General features: G+C 67.4%; 17 protein-coding genes. 5 read left to right on the top strand and 12 right to left on the bottom strand.

Annotated features, from left to right (window positions below; all coding sequences use genetic code 11):
* Positions 1–5 precede the first annotated feature (5 nt).
* The gene (locus HNR09_RS00480; protein WP_179540262.1) at positions 6–1,364 is read left to right on the top strand and encodes an ABC transporter substrate-binding protein; all 1,359 of its coding nucleotides are present in this window, start codon (positions 6–8) and stop codon (positions 1,362–1,364) included.
* Between the two features lie 34 nt (positions 1,365–1,398).
* Here HNR09_RS00480 and purU read toward each other — a convergent pair whose 3' ends face one another.
* The 10 genes from purU to HNR09_RS00530 form a co-directional block, all read right to left on the bottom strand.
* Positions 1,399–2,277 carry a formyltetrahydrofolate deformylase gene (gene purU / locus HNR09_RS00485; RefSeq protein ID WP_179540263.1) on the bottom strand — a complete coding sequence of 293 codons (879 nt, stop codon included), beginning with the start codon at positions 2,275–2,277 and terminating at the stop codon, positions 1,399–1,401.
* Positions 2,256–2,918, bottom strand: a complete 663-nt coding sequence (locus HNR09_RS00490; RefSeq protein WP_179540264.1) for a sarcosine oxidase subunit gamma — start codon at positions 2,916–2,918, stop codon at positions 2,256–2,258. Before HNR09_RS00490 ends, purU begins: the two co-directional genes overlap by 22 nt.
* Positions 2,911–5,817, bottom strand: coding sequence for a sarcosine oxidase subunit alpha family protein (locus HNR09_RS00495; RefSeq protein WP_179540265.1), 2,907 nt, complete (start codon positions 5,815–5,817; stop codon positions 2,911–2,913). The genes HNR09_RS00490 and HNR09_RS00495 overlap by 8 nt, the downstream gene beginning before the upstream one ends.
* Positions 5,814–6,116 (bottom strand): sarcosine oxidase subunit delta, encoded by a 303-nt coding sequence (locus HNR09_RS00500; protein WP_179540266.1) that lies wholly within the window; start codon positions 6,114–6,116, stop codon positions 5,814–5,816. Before HNR09_RS00500 ends, HNR09_RS00495 begins: the two co-directional genes overlap by 4 nt.
* A gap of 25 nt (positions 6,117–6,141) precedes the next feature.
* Positions 6,142–7,359, bottom strand: coding sequence for a sarcosine oxidase subunit beta family protein (locus HNR09_RS00505; protein WP_179540267.1), 1,218 nt, complete (start codon positions 7,357–7,359; stop codon positions 6,142–6,144).
* The gene (gene glyA, locus HNR09_RS00510) at positions 7,359–8,651 is read right to left on the bottom strand and encodes a serine hydroxymethyltransferase (protein ID WP_179540268.1); all 1,293 of its coding nucleotides are present in this window, start codon (positions 8,649–8,651) and stop codon (positions 7,359–7,361) included. Before glyA ends, HNR09_RS00505 begins: the two co-directional genes overlap by 1 nt.
* A 64-nt stretch (positions 8,652–8,715) precedes the next feature.
* Positions 8,716–10,140 (bottom strand): L-serine ammonia-lyase, encoded by a 1,425-nt coding sequence (locus HNR09_RS00515; protein WP_179540269.1) that lies wholly within the window; start codon positions 10,138–10,140, stop codon positions 8,716–8,718.
* Positions 10,137–11,342 (bottom strand): aromatic ring-hydroxylating oxygenase subunit alpha, encoded by a 1,206-nt coding sequence (locus tag HNR09_RS00520; protein ID WP_179540270.1) that lies wholly within the window; start codon positions 11,340–11,342, stop codon positions 10,137–10,139. The genes HNR09_RS00515 and HNR09_RS00520 overlap by 4 nt, the downstream gene beginning before the upstream one ends.
* 44 nt (positions 11,343–11,386) lie before the next feature.
* On the bottom strand, positions 11,387–12,604 hold the full coding sequence (locus tag HNR09_RS00525; protein WP_179540271.1) for an NAD(P)/FAD-dependent oxidoreductase: 1,218 nt from the start codon (positions 12,602–12,604) through the stop codon (positions 11,387–11,389).
* Positions 12,604–12,948 carry a bifunctional 3-phenylpropionate/cinnamic acid dioxygenase ferredoxin subunit gene (locus tag HNR09_RS00530; protein ID WP_179540272.1) on the bottom strand — a complete coding sequence of 115 codons (345 nt, stop codon included), beginning with the start codon at positions 12,946–12,948 and terminating at the stop codon, positions 12,604–12,606. The genes HNR09_RS00525 and HNR09_RS00530 overlap by 1 nt, the downstream gene beginning before the upstream one ends.
* Before the next feature lie 138 nt (positions 12,949–13,086).
* Between HNR09_RS00530 and HNR09_RS00535 the strand changes: the two genes are divergently transcribed.
* The 4 genes from HNR09_RS00535 (at position 13,087) to HNR09_RS00550 (ending at position 18,325) form a co-directional block, all read left to right on the top strand.
* The gene (locus HNR09_RS00535; RefSeq protein WP_179540273.1) at positions 13,087–13,860 is read left to right on the top strand and encodes an IclR family transcriptional regulator; all 774 of its coding nucleotides are present in this window, start codon (positions 13,087–13,089) and stop codon (positions 13,858–13,860) included.
* A 109-nt stretch (positions 13,861–13,969) separates the two neighbouring features.
* Entirely contained in the window at positions 13,970–16,513 is a 2,544-nt protein-coding gene (locus HNR09_RS00540; protein WP_179540274.1) for a GcvT family protein, read from the top strand.
* Between the two features lie 40 nt (positions 16,514–16,553).
* Positions 16,554–17,648, top strand: a complete 1,095-nt coding sequence (locus tag HNR09_RS00545; RefSeq protein ID WP_179540275.1) for an S-(hydroxymethyl)mycothiol dehydrogenase — start codon at positions 16,554–16,556, stop codon at positions 17,646–17,648.
* Positions 17,649–17,662: 14 nt separating this feature from the next.
* Complete coding sequence (locus HNR09_RS00550; RefSeq protein WP_179540276.1) at positions 17,663–18,325, top strand: MBL fold metallo-hydrolase; 663 nt, start codon at positions 17,663–17,665, stop codon at positions 18,323–18,325.
* Between the two features lie 119 nt (positions 18,326–18,444).
* Here the strand turns inward: HNR09_RS00550 and HNR09_RS00555 are convergent, their stop codons facing one another.
* Positions 18,445–19,800, bottom strand: coding sequence for an APC family permease (locus HNR09_RS00555; RefSeq protein WP_343047387.1), 1,356 nt, complete (start codon positions 19,798–19,800; stop codon positions 18,445–18,447).
* A complete protein-coding gene (locus HNR09_RS00560; RefSeq protein WP_179540277.1) occupies positions 19,797–21,428 on the bottom strand; it encodes an amidohydrolase in 1,632 nt (543 codons plus the stop codon). Before HNR09_RS00560 ends, HNR09_RS00555 begins: the two co-directional genes overlap by 4 nt.
* Positions 21,429–21,523: the final 95 nt, after the last annotated feature.

Raw genomic sequence — 21,523 nt, forward strand, 5'->3', positions numbered from 1 at the left:
CGGAGATGAGAGGCTCACAGGCACCCCGCCACGCGGCACGCTCCGCCGGACTGGGACTCGCCGCCGCCCTGGCGGTCACGGCGACTGGCTGCGGGGTCGCCGTCGGCGATGACTCCGTGGACCTGGACTACTGGCTCTGGGACGCCAACCAGCTACTGCCCTATCAGCAGTGCGTGGACGCCTTCGAAGAGGAGAACCCGGATGTGCGGGTCCGGATCAGCCAGTACGGGTTCGACGACTACTGGATGAAGCTCACCGCCGGCTTCGTGGCCGGCACCGCACCGGATGTGTTCACCGACCATCTCTCGCGCTACCCGGAGTACGTGCAACGGGACCTGCTGCTGGATCTGGACTCCCTGGACGCCACCGCCGCGGTGGACGCCGACGAGTTCCAGGAAGGTCTGGCGGATCTGTGGGTCGGCCAGGACGGCGGCTGGTACGGAATGCCGAAGGACTTCGACACGGTGGCGGTCTTCTACAACGAGACCATGCTCTCCGAGGCCGGGCTGACGCCTGAGGACCTGCAGGACCTGGACTGGAACCCCCAGGACGGCGGCTCCTTCGAAGAGGTCGTGGCCAGGTTGACGGTGGACTCCCAGGGGCATCGCGGGGACGAGGAGGAGTTCGACCCCGACGACGTCGTCACCTACGGGCTGGCCTCGCAGGGATCCGGGGGCACCTCCGGGCAGACGATGTGGTCCTGGACGGCGGGCTCCACCGGTTGGCGGTTCACCGACACCGATGTGTGGGGCCAGGAGTACAACTTCGACGATCCGCGCCTCCACGAATCACTGGACTGGCTGTTCGGCTTCGTGGACAAGGGCTATCTGGCCTCCTATGAGGAGGTCGGTGGCGACGCCAACGCTCAGCAGCAGCTGGGCTCCGGGCAGGCCGCGATGACCACCGACGGGTCCTGGATGATCAACTCCTACACGCGTCTGGACGGCGTGGACGTCGGGATCGCTGGACTTCCCTCGGGCCCGACGGGCCATCCGGTCTCCATGTACAACGGCCTGGCGGACTCGATCAGCGCCGACACCGACCATCCGCAGGAGGCCGCTCGGCTGGTGGCCTTCCTGGGGTCGGAGACCTGCCAGAACATCGTGGGCGACGCGGCGGTGGTCCTCCCGGCCCGGCCCGCGTCCACGGACCGAGCCGTCGAGGCCTTCGCCGAGCGGGGGATCGACGTCTCCCCGTTCACCGACCTGGTGGAGGAGCAGCACACGATGTTCTACCCGGTGACCGACCAGTTCGGAGCGATCGACGCCCTGATGACTCCGGCGATGGATGAGATCTACATCGGCGGCCGCGACGCGGAGACCCTGGCCGACCTCAATGAGCGGGTCAACGCGATGCTGGAGTGACAGGAGCCCTGACCTCCGACACCGCCGAGGCGGGTCAGCGCAGCACCACGGTCTTGCTCCCGTGCAGGATGACCCGGCCCTCTGCGTGCCACCGGACGGCCTCTGAGAGGGCCTTGCACTCGGTGTCCCGCCCGGCTGCGACGAGATCCTCAGGGCCGTGGGTGTGGTCGACCTCCACGACTCGCTGAGCGATGATCGGGCCCTCGTCGAGCTCGCTGTTGACGTAGTGGGCCGTCGCCCCCACCGTCTTGACGCCCCGCTCGTAGGCCTGGTGGTACGGCTTGGCCCCCTTGAAGCTGGGCAGGAAGGAGTGGTGGATGTTGATGACGCGGCCCTCCATCCGTGTCGCCAGCGAGTCGCTGAGGATCTGCATGTAGCGCGCGAGGACCACCAGGTCGATCGACATCCGGTCCACGAGGTCCAGCAGCTCCTGCTCCGCCTGGGGCTTGGTCTCCCGGGTGACGGGGATGTGGAAGAACGGGATCCCGTGCCATTCGACGAGTCGCTGGTGGTCCGGATGGTTCGACACCACCGCCACGATCTCGATCGGCAGGTCGCCCTTTCGCGTGCGGAAGAGCAGGTCGTTGAGACAGTGCTCGAACTTCGAGACCATCACCAGCACTCGAGGCTTGGCGTCGGCGGCACGCAGAGTCCAGTTCATGCCGAAGCGCTCGGCCACGGGGCGCAGCGACGCCTCCACAGCGTCCAGGGAGGACTCCGCGGATGTGGACGACCCGCCGTCGGTGGTGTCGGCCCGTGCCCGCAGGAAGAAATGGCCGGCCCGCGGATCGTTGAACTGGGCGAGCTCCATGATGTTGCAGCCGTGGTCCAGCAGGACTTCGCTCACGGCATGGACGATCCCCAGAGTGGAGGGGCAGTCCAGGGTCAGGATCATCCCACGGTCGCTGGGCATGAGACCTCCTCAGGATGGTCGGACAAGGATGCGGGGCGGTGCTCGCGCGCAGCGTCGAGGAGCCACCGTGCCACGTAGTCGGCGAAGGAGGCCCGCGGCATCAGGCGGAAGCTGTGGAGCTCAGTGCGCCACAGCAGCACAGGGACCGTGCTGAGGGTCGTCGCCACCGCTGACCCCGGGGGCAGCGCACGGGGGTGCAGATCGGCAGGGACCCCCTTCTCCAGCAGGCTCCTGGCCTGGGCGCCACGGACCTCGATGATGGTCCGGTTCGCCGACAGGTCCACCGCCTGACCGGGCGCGTCCCCAAGGGCGGCCCCCAGGGCGGCGGCCAGCAGCGGGTGGCTGTCCGGGGGCGCCACGACGAGGAACTCGTCGGGTGCCAGCCAGAGCACGCCGACCCCGTCCGGGCCGCCGCGGACTTCGCCGACCTGCGCCGGCAGCCCCGCTCCTGTGGCGTCGGCGAGCGCGCGGTGTGCGGCGGTGCCGGGCATCGCGCGCAGACCGATCTGCGTGCTGAAGGGCTGTTCCTGCAGCGTGATCTGAGTCGGCGCCTGCGCGGAGCAGGACGCCAACGCCTCTCGGAGGTGGTCCAGCGGAGCTCGTCTCAGCTCGGCCGGGCCTCGGGTGTGGATGTCAGCCATCGCGACGGCTCCCTTCAGGGTCGAAAAGCACGGTGGGCGAGACGACGACCTCGACTGGTCGATCGTCGACGATCGCATGGAGCGTCTCCCCGATCCTGGTCCGCCCGCCGGTGATCAGCGCCAGCCCGAAGGTGCGCCCCAGCGCCGGGGAACGGTAGGAGGAGGTGACCCACCCCTCCGTGGGCACCGGTATCTTCGTGAGGTCGTTGTCCGGATCGATCAGCTGGGAGCCTTCGGGGAGCCGGAGCTGCTCGTCCCGAGGCAGCACCGAAACCAGGTGTTTGCGGTCTTCTCGCACGTTGTCCGGACGCGAGTACGAACGCCGACCGATGAAGTCCTTGCGGGACGAGACGACCCAGTCCATGCCGGCGTCCTGAGGGGTCACCGTGCCGTCGGTGTCCTGCCCGACGATGATGTACCCCTTCTCCGCGCGCAGCACATGCATGGTCTCGGTTCCGTAGGGAGTGATCCCATAGGGCGCCCCGAGCGCGGCGATGTCCTCCCAGACACGCAGTCCGTACCAGGAGGCCACGTTGACCTCGAAGGCGAGCTCGCCCGAGAAGGAGATCCGGCAGATCCGCGCGGGGATGCCGGAGGCGAGCACCGTCTCACGGAAGGCCATGAACTCGAAGCCCTCCGCGGAGACGTCGAGATCCGGCGCCAGGGCCGCGATGACGTCTCGGGAGCGCGGACCCGCCACGGCCACCGTCGCGTACTGCTCGGTCACCGAGGTGCAGGTGACGTCGAGCTCGGGCCACTCTGTCTGGAGCCACTCCTCCAACCAGTCCAGGACTCCCGCCGCCCCTCCGGTGGTGGTGGTCATCAGGTAGCGGTCGTCCTCAAGGCGGAGGGTCACGCCGTCGTCGAAGATCATCCCGTCCGGGGCGCACATCACCCCGTAACGGGCCTTGCCCGGCGCGAGCTTCTTGAAGGCATTGGTGTAGATCCGGTTAAGAAACTCGCCGGCGTCTGCGCCGCGGATCTCGATCTTGCCCAGCGTGGTGGCGTCCATGAAGCCGACTGAGTCGCGCACGGCGGCACATTCACGCAGCACAGCCGCATCCATGGTCTCTCCGGACCGCGGGAAGTACCAGGGCCGCTTCCACTGGCCGACATCCTCGAACTCGGCCCCCTGCTCCAGGTGCCACGGGTGCATGGGCGTGATCCGCGCCGGGTCGAAGAGCTCTCCTCTCCGTGTCCCGGCGAGCGCGGCGAAGGTCACCGGCGTGTACGGAGGGCGGAACGCGGTGAGCCCGATGCCCGCCGGGTTCTCCTTGCCGAGCAGAGAGGCCAGGGTCGCGACCAGGGCGGCGCTGCTGGTCTTGCCCTGGTCATGGGCGGTGGAGATGGAGGTGTACCGCTTGACGTGCTCCACCGAACGCATCCCGGCTCCGGTGGCACGCATGACGTCGGCGACGGTCTGATCCCGCTGGAAGTCCACGAAGTGGTTCCGGTAGGCCTCCGCGTCGTCTCCGTGGAGCGAGGGCACGAGCCACACGGGCCGGGCCGGCGCCAGCTGCTCCTCCTGGGCCTGCGGCACCTGGGCCGTGCGGGCGAACCCGGTGTCACTCGCGGCAGCCGCACCGGCCTCTGCGCCCTCCAGGAGGGCCCCCGCGAGGTCTGCTCGGCCGTTGATCATGCCGGCTGTCCGCTGGCCCGGCACGGGAGCGTCCGGCACGAAGGCCGCCAGCGCGTCGTGCCACCGGATCCGTCCCTGACGCTGGGTGTGCAGGTGGATGGTCGGGGTGAACCCCCCGGAGAGGGCCAGCACGTCTGCGTCACGGCTGAGGACCTCACCGGTGAGCGTGCCGTCCTCGGCGATCCCGCTGACCGTCACGGAGGCCAGGCCGCCGTCCTCGTCGGCGCCGGTGCCCACGACGACGGAACCGGTGTGGACGGGCACCCCCGCGTCCTGTGCCCGACGGGCCCGTGCGGAGAGCTCCGGGCGGGAGTCGACGACGGCGACGACCTGTCCCCCGGCCTTCCGAAGGTCCTCGACGACCTCGTAGGCCCAGTCTCCGGTGGTGGCGACGACCGTCCGATCCCCGACGAGCACGCGGTGACGATTCAGATAGGACCGCACCGCGCAGGCCAGCATGATGCCGGGGCGATCGTTGTCGGCGAAGACCAGGTGCCGTTCGTGGGCCCCGGTGGCCAGGACCACCTGGGCGGCGCGGATGTGCCACACGCGTTCCCGGGAGACGCCGTCGGGCCTCGGACCCTGCCCGTGGGCGGCGCGGCGCTCGACGGCGATCATGTAGTTCGCGTCGTAGCTGCCCACCACGGTGGTGCGTTGCAGGTGGACCGCTTCGGACTCGTCCTGCAGCTCGCCCACGACCCCGCGCACCCAGGCATGCGCCGACTGGCCGTCGATGCGGGCGTCGCGCCGGGAGAGGAGCTCTCCGCCGGCTTCAGCTCGCTCGTCCAGCAGCATCACCCGGGCCCCAGATCGAGCGGCCTCCCGCGCGGCGACCAGCCCCGCAGGACCGGCGCCCACCACCAGCACGTCGGTGTGGACGTGCTTGTGGTCGTAGTAGGCCTGATCCTGTCCGGGGTCGAGGGTGCCCAGTCCGGAGAGCAGCCTCACATCCATCCCGTCGACCAGCTCCACGCTCGGGGCGGTGAGCATCGACTCGGTGACCTGGTCAGGGTCCCCGGGTCTGACGGAGATCAGTGCGTTGGGCTCCTCGACGCCGGTGGAGAAGATCCCTCGGGGCCGCCGCCGGTAGATCGAGTCGCCGACACGCATGCGCCCGTTGGCGAGCATGGCGCTGGCGACGGTGTCGCCCTCGGCGCCGGCCAGCTCCTCTCCGTCCAGCATGAAGCGACGCGGCCGGGTGGTCTCGATCCGGGCATGCGGAGTCGTGCCTGCGGGGACTCGACGTGACGTGCTGGTCATGTGTGTGGGCCTTTCCCCGGTGTGGACTCGGTCTCGAGCATCCGGCCGACACGGCGGACCTCGTGGAACTCATAGGTGGTGGTGTGCCGCACCGCGTCGAACCACTTCCCGCAGCCGGTCGCGTGCATCCACCGTTCGGCGAAGAGGCCCTTGGTGTTGTCGCGGTAGAACAGGTAGCGGGCCCAGGCGGCGTCGTCCAGGGCGTGGGGGTCATCGGGGTAGGCGACCTGCGCCTGGCCGCCATAGGTGAACTCGTTCTCGTTGCGTGGTCCGCAGTGCGGGCAGGGGATCAGCATCATGGTGGGCACCTCTTCGGGCAGGTGTTCAGTGGGCGACGGCGGCGGCGCCGTGTTCGTCGATGAGGAAGCCGGTCTCAAACCGTTCCAGGGAGAACGGTGCGTTCAGCGGGTGCGGCTCGTCATGGGCGATGGTGTGGGCGAAGGTGTACCCGGCGGCCGGAGTCCCCTTGAAGCCGCCGGTGCCCCAGCCGCAGTTGACGTAGAGCTGGTCGATGGGGGTCTTCGAGATGATCGGCGAGGCGTCGAAGGTCGTGTCCACGACTCCGCCCCAGGTGCGCAGCACATGGGCCCGGGCGAAGATCGGGAACAGCTCGACCGCGGCCGCCATCTGCTCCTCGATGATGTGGAAGGCGCCACGCTGCCCATAGCCGACGTATTGGTCGATGCCGGCGCCCATGACCAGTTCGCCTTTGTGCGCCTGGGAGACGTAGACATGGACGTGGTTGGACATCACCACGGTGGGGTGGACGGGTTCGAAGAGCTCCGAGACGAGCGCCTGCAGCGGGTGCGACTGGATGGGCAGGGGAAGTCCCGCCAGCTCCGCGACCATGGAGGAATGTCCCGCCGCGCAGAGGCCGACCTTCCCGGCATGGATGCGTCCGCGGCTGGTCTCCACTCCGACCACGCGCTCCCCGTCCTTGAGGAACCCGGTGACTTCGCAGTTCTGGATCAGGTCCACGCCGAGCTCCGCCGCCCGCCGCGCCAGCGCCCAGGCCACATGGTCGTGCTTCGCGATGCCGGCCCGGGGCTGGTACGTCGCCCCCATCACGGGGTACCGGATGTCCTCTCCGATGTTGAGGATCGGGCAGACCTCCTTGACCTCCTCCGGAGTCAGCCATTCGGCGTCGACCCCGTTGAGCCGATTGGCCTCGACGCGCCGCACGGACTCGCGGACGTCTCCCAGCGTGTGGGCGAGGTTGAGCACTCCTCGCTGGGAGAAGAGGAAGTCGTAGTCGAGCTCCTCCGGGAGCTGCTCCCACATGCTCAGGGAGCGCTCGTAGAGGTGGGCGCTCTCGTCCCACAGGTAGTTGGAGCGGATGATCGCCGTGTTGCGCGCCATGTTCCCGCCGGCGAGCCAGCCGCGTTCCAGCACGGCCACGTTGGTGATGCCGTGGTGGGCGGCCAGGTAGTAGGCGGTGGCGAGCCCATGCCCTCCTCCGCCGACGATCACCACGTCGTAGGAGGACTTCGGCTCGGAGTTCTCCCAGAGGAACTCCGGGTGCTCAGGCAGCTGTTCGGCCATCAGACGACCTCCTTCACGACGGATTCCATGTGGGGATGCAGCGGAAACCTCCCAGCCAGGGAGGAGACCCGTTCACGCAGCTCCGAGTGGTCTCTGGCGGTCAGCTGAGGGGCAAGAGCGAAGGCGATGATGTCGGCGACCTCGCGGAACTCCTCGTCTCCGAAGCCTCGGGTAGCCAGAGCCGGGGTGCCGATGCGCAGCCCGGAGGAGATCATCGGTGGTCGTGGGTCGAAGGGCACCGCATTGCGATTGACCGTGATGCCCACCTGATGAAGCCGATCCTCCGCCTCACGGCCGTCCAGCTCGGAATGGCGCAGGTCCACCAGGACCAGGTGCACGTCGGTCCCACCGCTGACCAGGCTGATGCCGGAGGCTGCGACGTCGGGCCGCCGCAGCCGTTCCGCCAAGACCTGGGCGCCGTCGAGGGTCCGCTGCTGCCTGTCCCGGAACTCCGGGGTGGCGGCGCTGCGGAAGGCGACCGCCTTGGCGGCGATCACGTGCTCCAGAGGCCCTCCCTGCTGGCCGGGGAAGACTGCTGAGTTGATCTTCTTCGCGAGGCCGGCCCGGGAGAGGATCACACCTCCCCGGGGTCCGCCGAGGGTCTTGTGCGTCGTCGTGGTGACCACGTCGGCGTATGGGATCGGGCTGGGGTGGAGGCCCGCGGCCACAAGCCCGGCGAAGTGTGCCATGTCCACCAGCAGATAGGCTCCGACTTCGTCCGCGATGCGGCGGAACGCCGCGAAGTCCAGCTGGCGGGGATACGCGGACCACCCGGCGATGATCACCTGCGGGCGGTGTTCACGGGCCAGGCGGGCCACCTCATCCATGTCGATCAGATGATCGGACTCCCTCACCCTGTAGGAGACGGCATCATAGAGTCGGCCGGAGAAGTTCAGCCGCATCCCATGGGTCAAGTGACCGCCGTGGGCAAGGTCGAGTCCGAGGATCGTCTCACCGGGCGTGAGGAGGGCGGAGAGCGCCGCCGCATTGGCCTGGGCTCCGGAATGGGGCTGGACATTGGCCGCTTCAGCCCCGAAGAGCTCCCGCACACGGTCGATGGCGATCTGCTCGACCACGTCCACGTGCTCGCAGCCGCCGTAGTATCGAGCACCTGGGTACCCTTCGGCGTACTTGTTGGTCAGCACCGAGCCCTGAGCCTCCATCACGGCCGGCGAGGTGAAGTTCTCCGAAGCGATCATCTCCAGCGTGGTGCTCTGTCGCTCCCGCTCGGCGTCGATCGCCGCGGCGATGTCCGGATCCTCCTCACGCAGCGAGGAGATGGTGTCTGTCATAGGTGTCGCTCCTTGTCTGGTTCGAAGTTCTTGCGGCTTCCCCCGGCTGATCAGCGGCGGAGCTTCAGCATTCGATGACGTTCACAGCCAACCCGCCCTGAGCAGTCTCCTTATACTTCGAGGACATATCCGCCCCCGTCTCACGCATCGTCACGATCACCTCATCCAACGAGACCCGATGCTGCCCATCCCCCATCAACGCCATCCGCGCCGCATTGACCGCCTTAGTCGCCGCAATCGCATTCCGCTCAATACACGGCACCTGCACCAACCCCGAGATCGGATCACAGGTCAACCCCAGATTGTGCTCCATCGCAATCTCCGCAGCATTCTCCACCTGCTCCGCAGACCCACCCAAGACCTCACAAAGCCCAGCAGCCGCCATCGAAGACGCCGAACCCACCTCCCCCTGACACCCCACCTCAGCACCAGAGATCGACGCCTGCTCCTTATACAGCACCCCAATCGCCGCAGCAGTGAGCAAATACCGCACCACCGCCTCTTCACGATCCTCCGGCGCGATGAAACTGCCTCCCGGCCCATAATGGGTCGCATAGAACCCCACCGCCGGAATGATCCCCGCCGCCCCGTTGGTCGGCGCAGTCACCACCCGGCCACCCGAGGCGTTCTCCTCGTTCACGGCCAAAGCCACCAGATTGACCCACTCCTGCCAATACGCATACGACCGATCCGGATCCTGCTCCGTGAGCCGGGCATGCCACCCCGGGGCACGACGCCGGACGTTCAACCCACCCGGCAGCACCCCGGCGCGGCCCAACGCGGAGTTCTTACACTCCTCCATGACCTGCCAGATGTGCAGCACCCCAGCCCGGACCTCCTCCTCCGGGCGCATCACGGTCTCATTGGCCATCATCACCTCAGAGACAGCCCGGCCGGTGCTGCGGCAGTGCTCCATGAGCTCGGCCGCCGTGGTGAAGGGGTGAGGGACCTCCGCCTCCGCGGACTCGACCACCTCACCCAGGGAGGCAGCCTCCGCCTCGGTCACGGTGAGCACGAACCCTCCGCCGATGGAGAAATAGGTCTGCTCAGCCAACGGTGCGCCGGCACCATCGACGGCAGTGAGGACCATCCCATTGGAATGCTGCGGCAGGAAGGTCAGGGGCCGCTGCACGAAGTCCTCCACCCGCAGGGTGACATCCACACCAGAACCAACACCGACCTGGGCACCGACCTGGACCGTCCCGGTGGCGCGCATATCCTCGATGCGCTCATCGACCTCCTCGGGCAGGATCGCCTCTGCGTCCCAGCCCTCCAGGCCCAGCAGCACCGCCTCGAACGTGCCGTGGCCCTGCCCCGTAGCGGCCAGAGACCCATAGAGATCCACCCGGACCTCCACCAGCCCACCCAGATCCTTCTGAGCAGGCAGCTCCTCGACCACGAAACGACGAGCCGCACGCATCGGCCCCACCGTATGGGAAGACGACGGACCGATCCCGACACTGAACAGATCAAAGACACTGATCGTCATCGAGACGCCTGCGCCGCCGTCGCCTGCTCGTCGCGAGCCTCTTTCGGCGCACGCCAGCCGAGAGCTTCATACCACCAGTCGTGGAATTCACTGATGTGGTGCTCGCTGGGCACCAATGCCCCGCCCGAGGCGTAGACCTTCGAGGACATCGACGGCTGCGTCTGTTCACAGGCCTCGAAGTCCTGCTGATTGACCCGATGGAAGAGCTCCACGGATTTCGACACGTCCAGGGACCCTGCGCGGATCTGCTCGACCACCTCGGGCAGGAACAGCCAGTCGCACTCGACGATGGTGCGGCTCTCCGAGACCGGGAACATCCGGTGGAGGATGACGTGGTCCGGAACGGTGTTGATGAAGACCTGTGGCCGGACGGTGATGGCGTAATACTTGCGTTCCTGGTCCGGCGCGATGGCGGGCAGTTCGGAGACCCCGGAGGAACCGTCGACGGTGAAGCCGTCGATCTCGCTGCCGAAAGCGGCTCCATGGACCTCGCCGTTCTCGCGCTGAGAGGCGAGGCCGTCGGCGAACTCGGGGATGACCTCGGTCAGCTCAGGATGGATCGTGGCGCAGTGGTAGCACTCCATGAAGTTCTCGATGATGAGCTTCCAGTTCGCCTGGACGTCGTAGGTCTTCGTCTCCCCGCAGGCGAGGTTCTCGATGCCGTAGTTGTCGATGGACTCCACCTCACCGAAGCTGGTCCTGACCTCGCCGAGCACGGCCTGGTCGAAGTCCGGGGGAATGTCGGCCAGGCAGACCCACACATACCCCAGCCATTCGCGTACGTGGACCGGTCGCAGGCCGTAGGCCTTGTTGTCGACATCGGGCATGGAGGTCAGATTAGGAGCGGCGACGAGCTCCCCCTCCAGCGCGTAGGTCCAGGCATGATAGCCGCACTGCAGGGTCTTGCTGCGCCCCTGATCGGTGGTGCAGACTCGCATCCCCCGATGGCGGCAGACGTTGTAGTAGGCGGCGATGCCGGATCGTCGGGTCCGGACCACGATGATCTCCTCGCGGCCGATCGTCACCTTCTTCCATTCACCGGCCGAGGGCAGAGAATCAGCTCGGAGCACGCAGTTCCACATCTTCTCGAAGATCGCTGCCTGCTCCTGGGCGAAGATCTCCGGGTCGGTGTAGGTGTCCCCCGGCGGTGTGGACCGCAGGGAGGAACCGGGAAGGGGCTCGTCCAGGTGATCGATGATCATGGGGATGTGTTCTCTCTTTCCGGGGTCAGGGGCTCGCCAGGGGCTCAGGCGACCAGCACGTCTGCGGTGCGGATCTGCCGCTGCTTCCGCCACCGCTTGACCTCACGCAGGCGGTTGAAGCCGAGGATCCCCACCTCTGCGCCGTCACGCAGGTAGCTGAGCAGCAGGTCATCGGTCTCGATGCTGCCGTCGACCACGCGCACCTCGTTGGCGTGGCTGATCCGGCCGGCGGCCTGGATCTTCACCTCGTACTGCTCGGACCAGAAATACGGTTCCTGGAAAGGGGCCGGTGAGGTGCCGGTGAGGGATGCTGAGAGGATGCCCGCCTGTTCGACGGCCTCCTGCCAATGTCCGACGGGACGCAGCCCCGACGCCTGCGATGCCCACTGCGCGCAGTCCCCCGCAGCCCAGATGCCGGGCATGCCGGTGAATCCGGTGTCATCGCAGAGGATGGCCCCGCTGGTGGGGTCCAGGCTCAGGACGCCGTCTCTCAGCCAGGAGGTGGCCGGAGTGGCGCCGATGGCGCAGATCACGATGTCCGCCTCCACCCTGTGGCCGTTGGCCAGCACCAGCTCCTGCCCACTGGGCACGTCCCGGACGGAGTCGGCCCGGCTCGCCGGCGCGAAACTGACACCGTGCCGCTCATGGAGCTTCCGCACAGCCTGGCCGACGGGGACTCCCAGTCTGGCGGTGCCGGGGTAGTCCTCTCCGGCGGCCACCGTGACCTCGGCGGCTCCTCGCTCCACGCAGGTGGCTCCCGCCTCGAGAGCCAGGAAACCTCCACCGACGATGGCGATGCGCTTGTTCTCGATCACTCGACTGCGCAGCGCCATCGCGTCGTCGATGTTGCGCAGCACGAAAGTGGCTCCCCCGGACAGCGGCAGACGGCAGGCCTGCGCTCCAGTGGCGACGACGACGGCATCAGCGGCATGGAAACGACCGTCGGAGGTGTGGACGCCCAGGGGAAACGCGGAGAGATGCTCGGCCGCGGCCCCGCCGAACCATGTCACGTCCAAGGGGTTCTCAGGGTCATCCAGCACGAGGTGCTCGAACGCCGCGGCCCCGCTGAGGAAGGCCTTGCTCAATGCGGGACGGTCATAGGCGGGGTGCAGCTCGTCGCCGAGGACGGTGATCGGACCGACGTGGCCGGTGAGCCGGGCCCCGCGTGCCACGTGGTAGCCCGCCAGACCTGCGCCGACGATCAGCAGGTGTCCTTCGGCGGGGAGGCCGGCGCTGGGGTTCTGCATCGAGGTGGTGTCCATCAGACCGTCACCCCCGGAGGCAGGTTCGGTGCGTCCTGGGAGAGCTCCACGAGGACGTCCTCGCCGTCGAGTTCGACGCTGTGGACTCGCACCCCGCGCTTCGCGGGCGGCTGATCGACCGCTCCTGTGCGGAGCGAGAACGTGCTCTCATGCAACGGGCACTCCACCCTGCAGTCCTCGACCCACCCGGCGGCCAGAGAGGCATCCTGATGGGTGCAGGTGTCGTCGATCGCGTGCACCTGGCCGTCTTCGGTCAGGAACACAGCGATCGGGGGGCTCACTGCATCGATGCGCAGACCTTCCCCCGGAGTCAGATCCTGCAGGGAACAGACACGGAAACTCACTTGCCATCACCACCGGTTTCACCTAGTGTTGCCTATAGAGCAACATGATTTGCTATGCGCAACATGTTGTGTGATCAGTTTCACCGCACCTGCTGGTCACGTCAAGGGAATCCACCGATTGATTCGAGAGAAATTTTCATGAAGCCAGAGAACCTGAGCCGCATCCAGTCCGTGGACCGCGCGGTCGAGATCCTGAAGGCCCTCAGCGAAGAGCCACACATGACGATCGCCGAGGTCGCGCGACACCTCGACGTCCACCGCTCCACGGCTTTCCGCCTCCTCGGAACCCTCGAGCTCCACCACCTGGTCGAACAGGAGTCGGAACGCGGCGCCTACCGCCTCGGCATCGGACTGCTGCGCATGGCGAACTCGGTCACCGCCCAGATGGACTTCACCAAGGACGCCCAGATCTGCTGCAACGCACTGGCGGCGCAGCTCAACGAGACGGTCAACATCGCCATCCTCGACGACGGATACGCCGTGACCATCATCCAGGCCACCGATGACCAGATGCTCAGCGTCAGCCACCAGTACGTGGGGCAGCGCGGACCCCTGCATGCCACCTCGACGGGCAAGATGCTGCTCGCGCATGCGGAGGAGGACGAGTTCGACCGACTCGTCGAACGCGGCCTCGACAGCTTCACGGGCATGACGATGACCGACCCCGGAGTCTTGCGGACGGAGCTCGAGACCATCCGTCACCGCAACTGGGCCTCCGCCGTGGCCGAATGGGAGCCGGGGATCAATGCTCTGGCCGTGCCGGTCCGGGGCGAGGGCGGCCAGGTGAAGGCGGCCCTGTCCATCACCGGCCCCTCGTTCCGTCTCCCGGAGTCCCAGTTCGCAGAGCTCGCGACGCTGCTCAAGGAGCAGGCCCGCCCCTTGGAAGCGAGAATGGGATTCTTCGAGGACTGAACATCCAGGGAATCTCCAGCGAAACCCCCTTGTGCTCCCCATCACTCGATTCATAGAGTGGTTGCATCTTCACCACCACGTTTCTTAATCAGCAACACTTGGAGGATGCATGTCCCAGCACGCTGCCCCACACGACCCCCGTGTGGTCATCATCGGCCTAGGAGTCGTCGGGGCCGCTGTCGCGGACGAGCTCGTCCTCCGCGGCTGGCACAACGTCACCGTGGTGGAACAGGGCCCGCTCTACGAGACCGGCGGGTCAAGCTCGCATGCGCCTGGATTCGTCTTCCAGACCTCTCCGAACAAGGCGATGTGTGAGCTCGCACAGCGGACCCTCGACAAGCTCGACGGTGCTGAAGTCGACGGTCGCTGGGTGATGAAGCGTGTCGGTGGACTCGAACTCGCCACCACGGCGGAACGGGAGCAGGAGCTGCGCCGCCGCCGGGACTTCGCTGCCTCCTGGGGTGTGCCCGCACAGCTTCTCGCCCCTCACGAGGTCGCAGAGATCTGGCCCGGGCTGGACACCACGCACGTGCTGAGTGCGTTGCACACCCCGACCGACGCCGTCGTCAAAGGTGCGCGGGCCGTGGAGTTCCAGGCACGACGGGCTGAGGCCGGAGGTGCTCGCATCATCAGCGAGACGCAGGTGACGGGCATCAGGAGGTCGGGCGAGCGGGTGACCGGCGTCGAGACCGTGCCGGTGGGGTCAGACCAGGAGCCCGACGTCATCGATGCCGACATCGTCATCACCTGCGCCGGGCTGTGGGGGCCGAAGCTGGCTCGCGAGCTGCTCGGCATGGACATCCCGATGCTGCCGGTCGAGCACGGCTTCGGCTTCAGCACTCCGGTGGACTCCTTGACCAGTCTCGACGAGCAGACCGAAGTGGCCCGGCCGATGATCCGGCATCAGGGCCACGGCGTGTACTTCCGCGAATGGGGCTCCCGGATCGCCATCGGCGCCTACGAGCACAGGACCATCCCAGTCGAGGATCATGACATCACCAGCCCCGAGGAGATCAGCGAACGGGGCGGCCAGGCCTCGATCCACCCCTTCACACGGCAGGACTTCGAGGCCACCTGGACCGAGGTGCAGAACCTCCTTCCCGAGCTCCAGGACGCCGCCCTGGACGAGGCCGAGAGCTTCAACGGGATCTTCTCGTTCACCCCCGACGGCGGTCCACTCCTAGGACCTGTGCCCGGAATCGAAGGGCTCTGGATGGCCCAATCCGTGTGGGTGACCCAGTCCGCCGGCGTCGGACAGGTCATCGCCGAATGGCTCACCACCGGGAACCCGGGGATCGACACCCATGGACTCGACGTCTCCCGGTTCGACCCGCTCCTGACCTCCCGGCGATCGGCCCGGGAACTGGGTGAGGAGTCCTATGACGAGGTGTACGACATCATCCACCCCCGCGCCACCACTCTGCGCCTGCGCGGGCTCCGAACCTCCCCCTTCTACGAACGCCAACGCGGACGGGGCGCGGCATTCAGCTCTGCCAACGGCTGGGAGCGTCCCCTGTGGTACGAGTCCAATGCGATGCTGCCGGACAAGCGTCCCGCCGTCCCGATGCTGGGCGACTCACCCATGCCCACCCGAGACCAGTGGGCGGCGCAGTTCTGGAGCCCACTCGTGGCGGTCGAGGCACGGCGGCTCCGAGAATCGGTGGGACTGGTGGACATGTCGTCCCTGCCCCGGTGGGAGCTCTCCGGGAAGGGTGCGACAGACTTCCTCAACGGACTCGCCGACGACGGCCTGCTGAGCCGACCGGTCGGCCGATCCGTGGGAAGCATCGTCTACGCACTGATGCTCGACGATCGGGGCGGCATCCTCTCAGACATCACCATCGCTCGCACCGGCGAGGAGACCTACCACCTCGGAGTCAACGGGAGCCAGGACGCTGCGTGGCTGTGGGGCCGGATGCGCGAGCGGTCGATCGTGCTGCACCTGGCCGACGCCTCCTCCGGCTCCTGCGGACTGGGGCTGTGGGGACCCCAGGCCAGAGACGTGCTGGCTCAGCTCGTCGAGGAGGACATCTCCCACGAGGCCTTCCGCTTCTATCGGAGCCGCAGTCTCAGCGTGGGCGGGGTCCCTGTCCTCGCGATGCGGCTCAGCTATGTCGGCGAGCTCGGGTGGGAACTGTACGCACCCGCAGAGTTCGGGCGCTATCTCTGGGACGCATTGATCAGCGCGGGCAAATCCCAGGAGATCCTGCCCGTGGGCCGCCGGGCCTTCGAGAGCCTCCGGCTGGAGAAGGGCATGCGGCTGTGGGGGGCTGACATGACCCGCGAACACACCCCGGCGGAGGCAGGGATCGAGTTCGCGGTGCGCGGCGCCGCACAGGAGAAGCTCAAGGAGCTCGGTGCCGATCGGCCGGCACGCCGTCTCGTCTGCCTGACCCTGGATGACCCTGCAATGGTCCTCATGGGACACGAACCTGTCTACCACGCGCAGGACCCCGAGGGGCGTCCCGTCGGTTACGTCACCAGTGCCGATCAGGGCTACACCACCGGCCTCTCCCTCGCCTATGCCTGGCTCCCCACGGAGCTCGCCGCCGAGGGTTCCGCCGTCGAGGTCTCGTACTTCGGCCGTCGGCTCCACGCCCATGTCGCGGCAGAGCCCGTCTTCGATCCCACCGCTTCACGAATGCGTTCCTGAGACGCCCACCTGCCCCTCATCTGCCATCACAGGAGTACCCATGCCTCATACCGTCAATGCTGTCGTCGTCACCGCCCAAGACGCCCCAGCCACCCTGGAGAAGATCATCATCCCCGACCCCGGCCCCGGAGAGGCCCTGGTGGACATCCTCACCTGCGGGGTCTGCCAAACCGATCAGCACTACCAAAAAGGCCTCATCGGCCAGAACTACCCCTACCTGCTAGGCCACGAAGCCACCGGCCGCGTCACCGCCATCGGCGAAGGAGTCACCTCGATCAGCCCCGGGGACAAAGTCATCCTGAACTGGCGCGCCGTCTGCGCAGACTGCCGCGCCTGCCGCAAAGGCCAGCCCCAATACTGCTTCAACACCCACAACGCCACCCAGAAAATGACCCTGACCGACGGCACCCCCCTAGAACCCGCCCTAGGCATCGGCGCCTTCGCCGAAAAGACCCTGGTCGCCGCCGGCCAATGCACCCTCATCGAAGACACCAAAGAAGAGCACGACGCCGCCATCGGACTCCTGGGCTGCGGGGTGATGGCCGGCATCGGGGCAGCGATCAACACCGGTGAGGTGGCCCGTGGGGAGTCGGTGGCCGTGATCGGCTGCGGCGGAGTCGGCACCGCCGCCATCGCCGGAGCCCGCCTCGCCGGAGCCACCACCATCATCGCCGTAGACCTCGACCCCAGAAAACTCGACAAAGCCCGCCAGCTCGGCGCCACCCACACCGTGGAGGCAGGCAGCACTGATCCGGTAGAAGCCATCCGCGAACTCACCGGCGGATTCGGCGCCGATGTCGTCATCGACGCCGTCGCCCGCCCCGAGACCTACACCCAAGCCTTCTACGCCCGCGACCTCGCCGGCCGCGTCGTACTCGTCGGTGTCCCAGACCCCTCCTGGAGCGTGGAACTGCCCATGATCGACATCTTCGGCCGCGGCGGAGCCCTGAAATCCTCCTGGTACGGCGACTGCCTGCCCAGCCGCGACTTCCCCATGCTGGTGGACCTCTACCGCCAGAATCGCCTAGACCTGGATGCCTTCGTCACCGAACGCATCCGCCTGGACCAAGTCCAAGAAGCCTTCACCACCATGAACCACGGCGACGTGCTGCGCAGCGTCGTCGAAATCGGCTAAGAGGAGTCCACCCGATGACCACCACGGCACGCATCGAACATCTGATCACCGCAGGAACCTTCTCCCTGGACGGAGGAACCTGGGAGGTGGAGAACAACGTCTACCTCCTCGGCGATGACCAGGAAGTGCTCATCATCGACCCCGCCCACGACGCCGAGGCTGTGGCCCAGCAGGTCGGTGACCGCCAGGTCTTGGGCATCCTGCTCACCCATGGCCATGACGATCACATCCGTGAAGTCTTCGAGGTCCAGCGCAAGGTCGGGGGCCGCATCCACCTCAACCCCGCCGATCACGTGCTCTGGGAGCAGGTCCACGCCCATGCCCTGCCTGAGGTGGAGATCTCCGACGGCGATGTCTTCACCATCTCCGACACCCGCCTGACCGCCATCCACACCCCCGGACACTCCCCCGGCTCCACCTGCTTCTACGCCGAAGACCTCCCCCACACCGACGGCTCCCGCGGCTCGGTGCTCTTCTCCGGGGACACCCTCTTCCAAGGAGGCCCCGGAGCCACCGGACGCTCCCACAGCAGCTTCGAGACGATCATCGAGTCCATCCGAGACCAGATCTTCACCAAGCTCCCCGAGAACACCGAGGTCCACCCCGGCCACGGAGACTCCACCCGGATCCAGTCCGAGAAGCCCCACCTCCAAGAATGGGTAGACCGCGGACACTGACACCCGACGGCCGGGATGATCCCGGACCTTGTCGCACACGCGATCATGGCACACAGGCGTCCCCTGCGCTCCAGCACTTGAGAGCTGGTCCGCAGGGGACGCCTGTGTGTGGAGCGGCCCTAACTCCGCACGACGGAGTCCTCCGCCTCCTGCAGGTCCATCGTGGGCGCCGGCCGACGCAGACCGCGGGTGATGACCAGCAGCCAGATCACGCCGACGCCGACCCAGCCCAGCCCCACCATGAAGGCATCAGGGGCCAGTGAAGTCCACAGCCACAGGCACAGTCCGACTCCGATGATGGGCAGCACCACGTGGCGGATGAGGTCTCCGCCGTGATGGCGCCCCCGGTCCACTGCGTGGTACTTGATCACACTGAGGTTCACGAAGGTGAAGGCGATCAAGGCGCCGAAACTGATCATGGCGGCGGCCAGCTCCAGCGGGAACACCAGGGCCAGCAGGGAGACCGCACCGACCACCAGTGCTGCCAGATAGGGGGTCCGGAACCGCGGGTGCAGGACGGCGAAGATCCGTCCCGGCATCGCACCGTCACGGCCCATCGTGTAGAGGATCCGCGTCACGGAGACATGCGACGCCGTCGCCGAGGCCGCACCCCCGGAGATGAAGGCGGCGGTGAAGAAGGCCACCAGGAAGGCCCCACCGGCGCGTGCCATCACGTCGGTGGAGGCTGTGTCCACCGAGCTGTAGGCCGTCCAGTCCGGGAACACCAGGTGCCCCATCCAGGACAGGAAGATGAAGATGAGGCCTGCGCTGAAGGTGCAGATCAGGATGGCCCGCGGGATGGTCCGAGTGGGGTCACGGGTCTCCTCCGAGAGGGTGGAGACCGCATCGAACCCGAGGAAGGACAGGCACAGCACTGCGGCGCCGGCGATCAGCGCGGCGAACTGGAACTCCTCGTTGGCGAAGGGCGCCAACGGGTCGATGGGAGCGTCCTGAGCTGTCAGGGTCACGATGCTCATGATCACAAAGACCACGATGAAGATCACCTGGATCCCCACCAGCATGCTGTTGAATCCGGCGGCGACCTTGATGCCGAGCACGTTCATCGCGGTGACGATCACGATCGTGACCAGGATGATCAGCCACGCGGGCAGCGCGGGCACCGCCGCATGGAGGTAGAGCCCGATGATCATGAAGTTGATCATCGGCAGGAACAGGTAGTCCAGCAGCAGCGACCAGCCCACGAGGAAACCCAGGTTCGGGCCGAAGGCGTGCTGGGTGTACGTGTAGGCCGAACCGGCGACCGGCAATGCCCGGACCATCCGGGTATAGCTCAGAGCCGTGACCAGCATGGCGGTCAGCGTGATCACATAGGCCAAGGCCAGGTGCCCGGAGGTGATGGTGCTGACGATGCCGTAGGTGGTGAAGACGGTCAGCGGAACCATGTAGGCCAGACCGAACAGCACCGCGTAGGGCAGGCCCAGCGTCCGCTTCAGTGCGGGGTTCTCGGTGCTCACAGGGCGATCTCTCTCTCACGGTGGACGACGGTTCCTGCCACGGTGGTCAGGAGCACAGGGGTCTCGCACAGGTCATCGGGGTCGACGTCGACGGGATCCGCTGACCACAGCGCCAGGTCAGCCTGGCCGCCGGGGGCGATGGTGCCCAGGTCACGGCGACCCAGGGCTTCCGCGGCCCACCGCGTGTAGCCGAGCAGAGCCTGCAGCCCGGTCAGCCGCTGGTCGGCTTCGAAGGCCGGCGCCTCGGGTCTTCCGGGGTGTCGGCGCAGGCGGGCCCAGGCAAGGCCGATGCGTGCGTCGCTGGTGGCCACCGGCCAGTCCGAGCCCAGCGCGATCCGCCCGCCGGCGTCCAGCACGTCCTTGATGCGCCAGGCGCGGGCAGCGCGTTCCGGCCCGAGCCGGACGGCCCACGGGTCGGCTCCCCCCGCCTCTCGCCACTGCATGTGCAGCGGCTGCATGGAGGCTACGACCCCTGCGTCGACCAGCTGCTCCACGTCGCGGTCGGTCATCGTCTCCAGGTGCTCGATGCGGTGTGGTGCGGCCGCGGGGTCACCCTGTCCCAGCTCCCGGTACACCTGCGTCACGTGGTCCACTCCTGCGTCGCCGCAGGAATGGGTGGCGAGCTGGAAGCCGGCCTGATGATAAGCGGCCGCGACCTCACGGTACCGGTCCAGCGAGGGCCAGAAGGGGTGGGCCGAATCCCCCGCCGTGTCGGGCTGATGCAACCAGGCTGTGCCGCTGTCGATGACACCGTCGATGAACATCTTGATCATGGCGACCCGGTACCGCTCACCCTCGACGCCGAACAGCGCGATCCTCTCGGCGAGGGCCGTGTCGTCGTCGCCCGGGTGATGCCACAGCGCCACCTGCAGGCGCACCGGCAGACCTCCGGGCAGGGCCTCCAAGGCATCGAGGGTCGACAGAGTGGCCCGGGTGCCGTCCATGATCGTCGCTGTGGTCACTCCGGTGGCGGCCATCTCGGCCAGCTTGGCCTGGACCTTGCGGGCCAGCTCCTCCGGAGGCCCCTGGGGGACGGCGTCGAACACCAGCGTGTAGGCGGGGATCTCCCGGAGTTCACCGGTGGGGGTGCCGTCCTCCTCGACGACGACCTCGCTGGCATCCGAGAACTGCTCGGTGCCGTCGACACCCGCGCGAGCCAGGGCGACGCTGTTGGCGAGTCCGGTGTGCATGTCGAAGAAGCGCACCGCCAGGGGGCGGCCTCCCGTGACCGCGTCGAAGTGGTCTCCGCGGATCCCGGCCTCCTCGAAAGCCTTGTAGTCGAGGTTCCACCCCAGGATCCAGGCGTCGGCAGGCAGCCGGCGCGCTTCCTCAGCGATGGCCTCACGGATCGTCTCCAGGCTGGTCATGCCGCCGAAGTCGACGCCCACCGTCGATTCGCAGCCCAGCACCGGGTGACAGTGGGAGTCGATGAGCCCCGGTGTCAGGGTCGCTCCGCGGGCATCGATGATCTCGGTGTCGCCGGCGGCGAGGGCAAGAATCTCGGCGTCACACCCCAGCGCCGTGATCACACCTCCGGAGACGGCGACGGCGGTCTCCGCCACGGCTTCACCTCCCGTGTCACCGGTCATCGTGCGGATCGTGGCGGAATGGATGATCAGATCGGTCATGACGGTGGTGGCTCCTCCAGATGGAAAGGACTCGGTGGATGAGGGCGACGTCGGCCCGGGACTCGGTCTCGGGGCGCTCGTCGGAGGGACGGGGC

Origin of the sequence: Nesterenkonia xinjiangensis, assembly GCF_013410745.1 — a bacterium.
Classification (GTDB): domain Bacteria; phylum Actinomycetota; class Actinomycetes; order Actinomycetales; family Micrococcaceae; genus Nesterenkonia; species Nesterenkonia xinjiangensis.

Excerpts from the sequence above, each read along its gene's own strand:
- HNR09_RS00550 (WP_179540276.1), top strand. The coding sequence starts at position 17,663 with ATGACCACCACGGCACGCATCGAACATCTGATCACCGCAGGAACCTTC.
- HNR09_RS00560 (WP_179540277.1), bottom strand. The coding sequence starts at position 21,428 with ATGACCGATCTGATCATCCATTCCGCCACGATCCGCACGATGACCGGT.
- glyA (WP_179540268.1), bottom strand. The coding sequence starts at position 8,651 with ATGACAGACACCATCTCCTCGCTGCGTGAGGAGGATCCGGACATCGCC.
- HNR09_RS00525 (WP_179540271.1), bottom strand. The coding sequence starts at position 12,604 with ATGGACACCACCTCGATGCAGAACCCCAGCGCCGGCCTCCCCGCCGAA.
- HNR09_RS00520 (WP_179540270.1), bottom strand. The coding sequence starts at position 11,342 with ATGATCATCGATCACCTGGACGAGCCCCTTCCCGGTTCCTCCCTGCGG.
- HNR09_RS00490 (WP_179540264.1), bottom strand. The coding sequence starts at position 2,918 with ATGGCTGACATCCACACCCGAGGCCCGGCCGAGCTGAGACGAGCTCCG.
- HNR09_RS00545 (WP_179540275.1), top strand. The coding sequence starts at position 16,554 with ATGCCTCATACCGTCAATGCTGTCGTCGTCACCGCCCAAGACGCCCCA.
- HNR09_RS00500 (WP_179540266.1), bottom strand. The coding sequence starts at position 6,116 with ATGATGCTGATCCCCTGCCCGCACTGCGGACCACGCAACGAGAACGAG.
- HNR09_RS00495 (WP_179540265.1), bottom strand. The coding sequence starts at position 5,817 with ATGACCAGCACGTCACGTCGAGTCCCCGCAGGCACGACTCCGCATGCC.
- HNR09_RS00515 (WP_179540269.1), bottom strand. The coding sequence starts at position 10,140 with ATGACGATCAGTGTCTTTGATCTGTTCAGTGTCGGGATCGGTCCGTCG.
- HNR09_RS00540 (WP_179540274.1), top strand. The coding sequence starts at position 13,970 with ATGTCCCAGCACGCTGCCCCACACGACCCCCGTGTGGTCATCATCGGC.
- HNR09_RS00535 (WP_179540273.1), top strand. The coding sequence starts at position 13,087 with ATGAAGCCAGAGAACCTGAGCCGCATCCAGTCCGTGGACCGCGCGGTC.
- HNR09_RS00480 (WP_179540262.1), top strand. The coding sequence starts at position 6 with ATGAGAGGCTCACAGGCACCCCGCCACGCGGCACGCTCCGCCGGACTG.
- purU (WP_179540263.1), bottom strand. The coding sequence starts at position 2,277 with ATGCCCAGCGACCGTGGGATGATCCTGACCCTGGACTGCCCCTCCACT.
- HNR09_RS00505 (WP_179540267.1), bottom strand. The coding sequence starts at position 7,359 with ATGGCCGAACAGCTGCCTGAGCACCCGGAGTTCCTCTGGGAGAACTCC.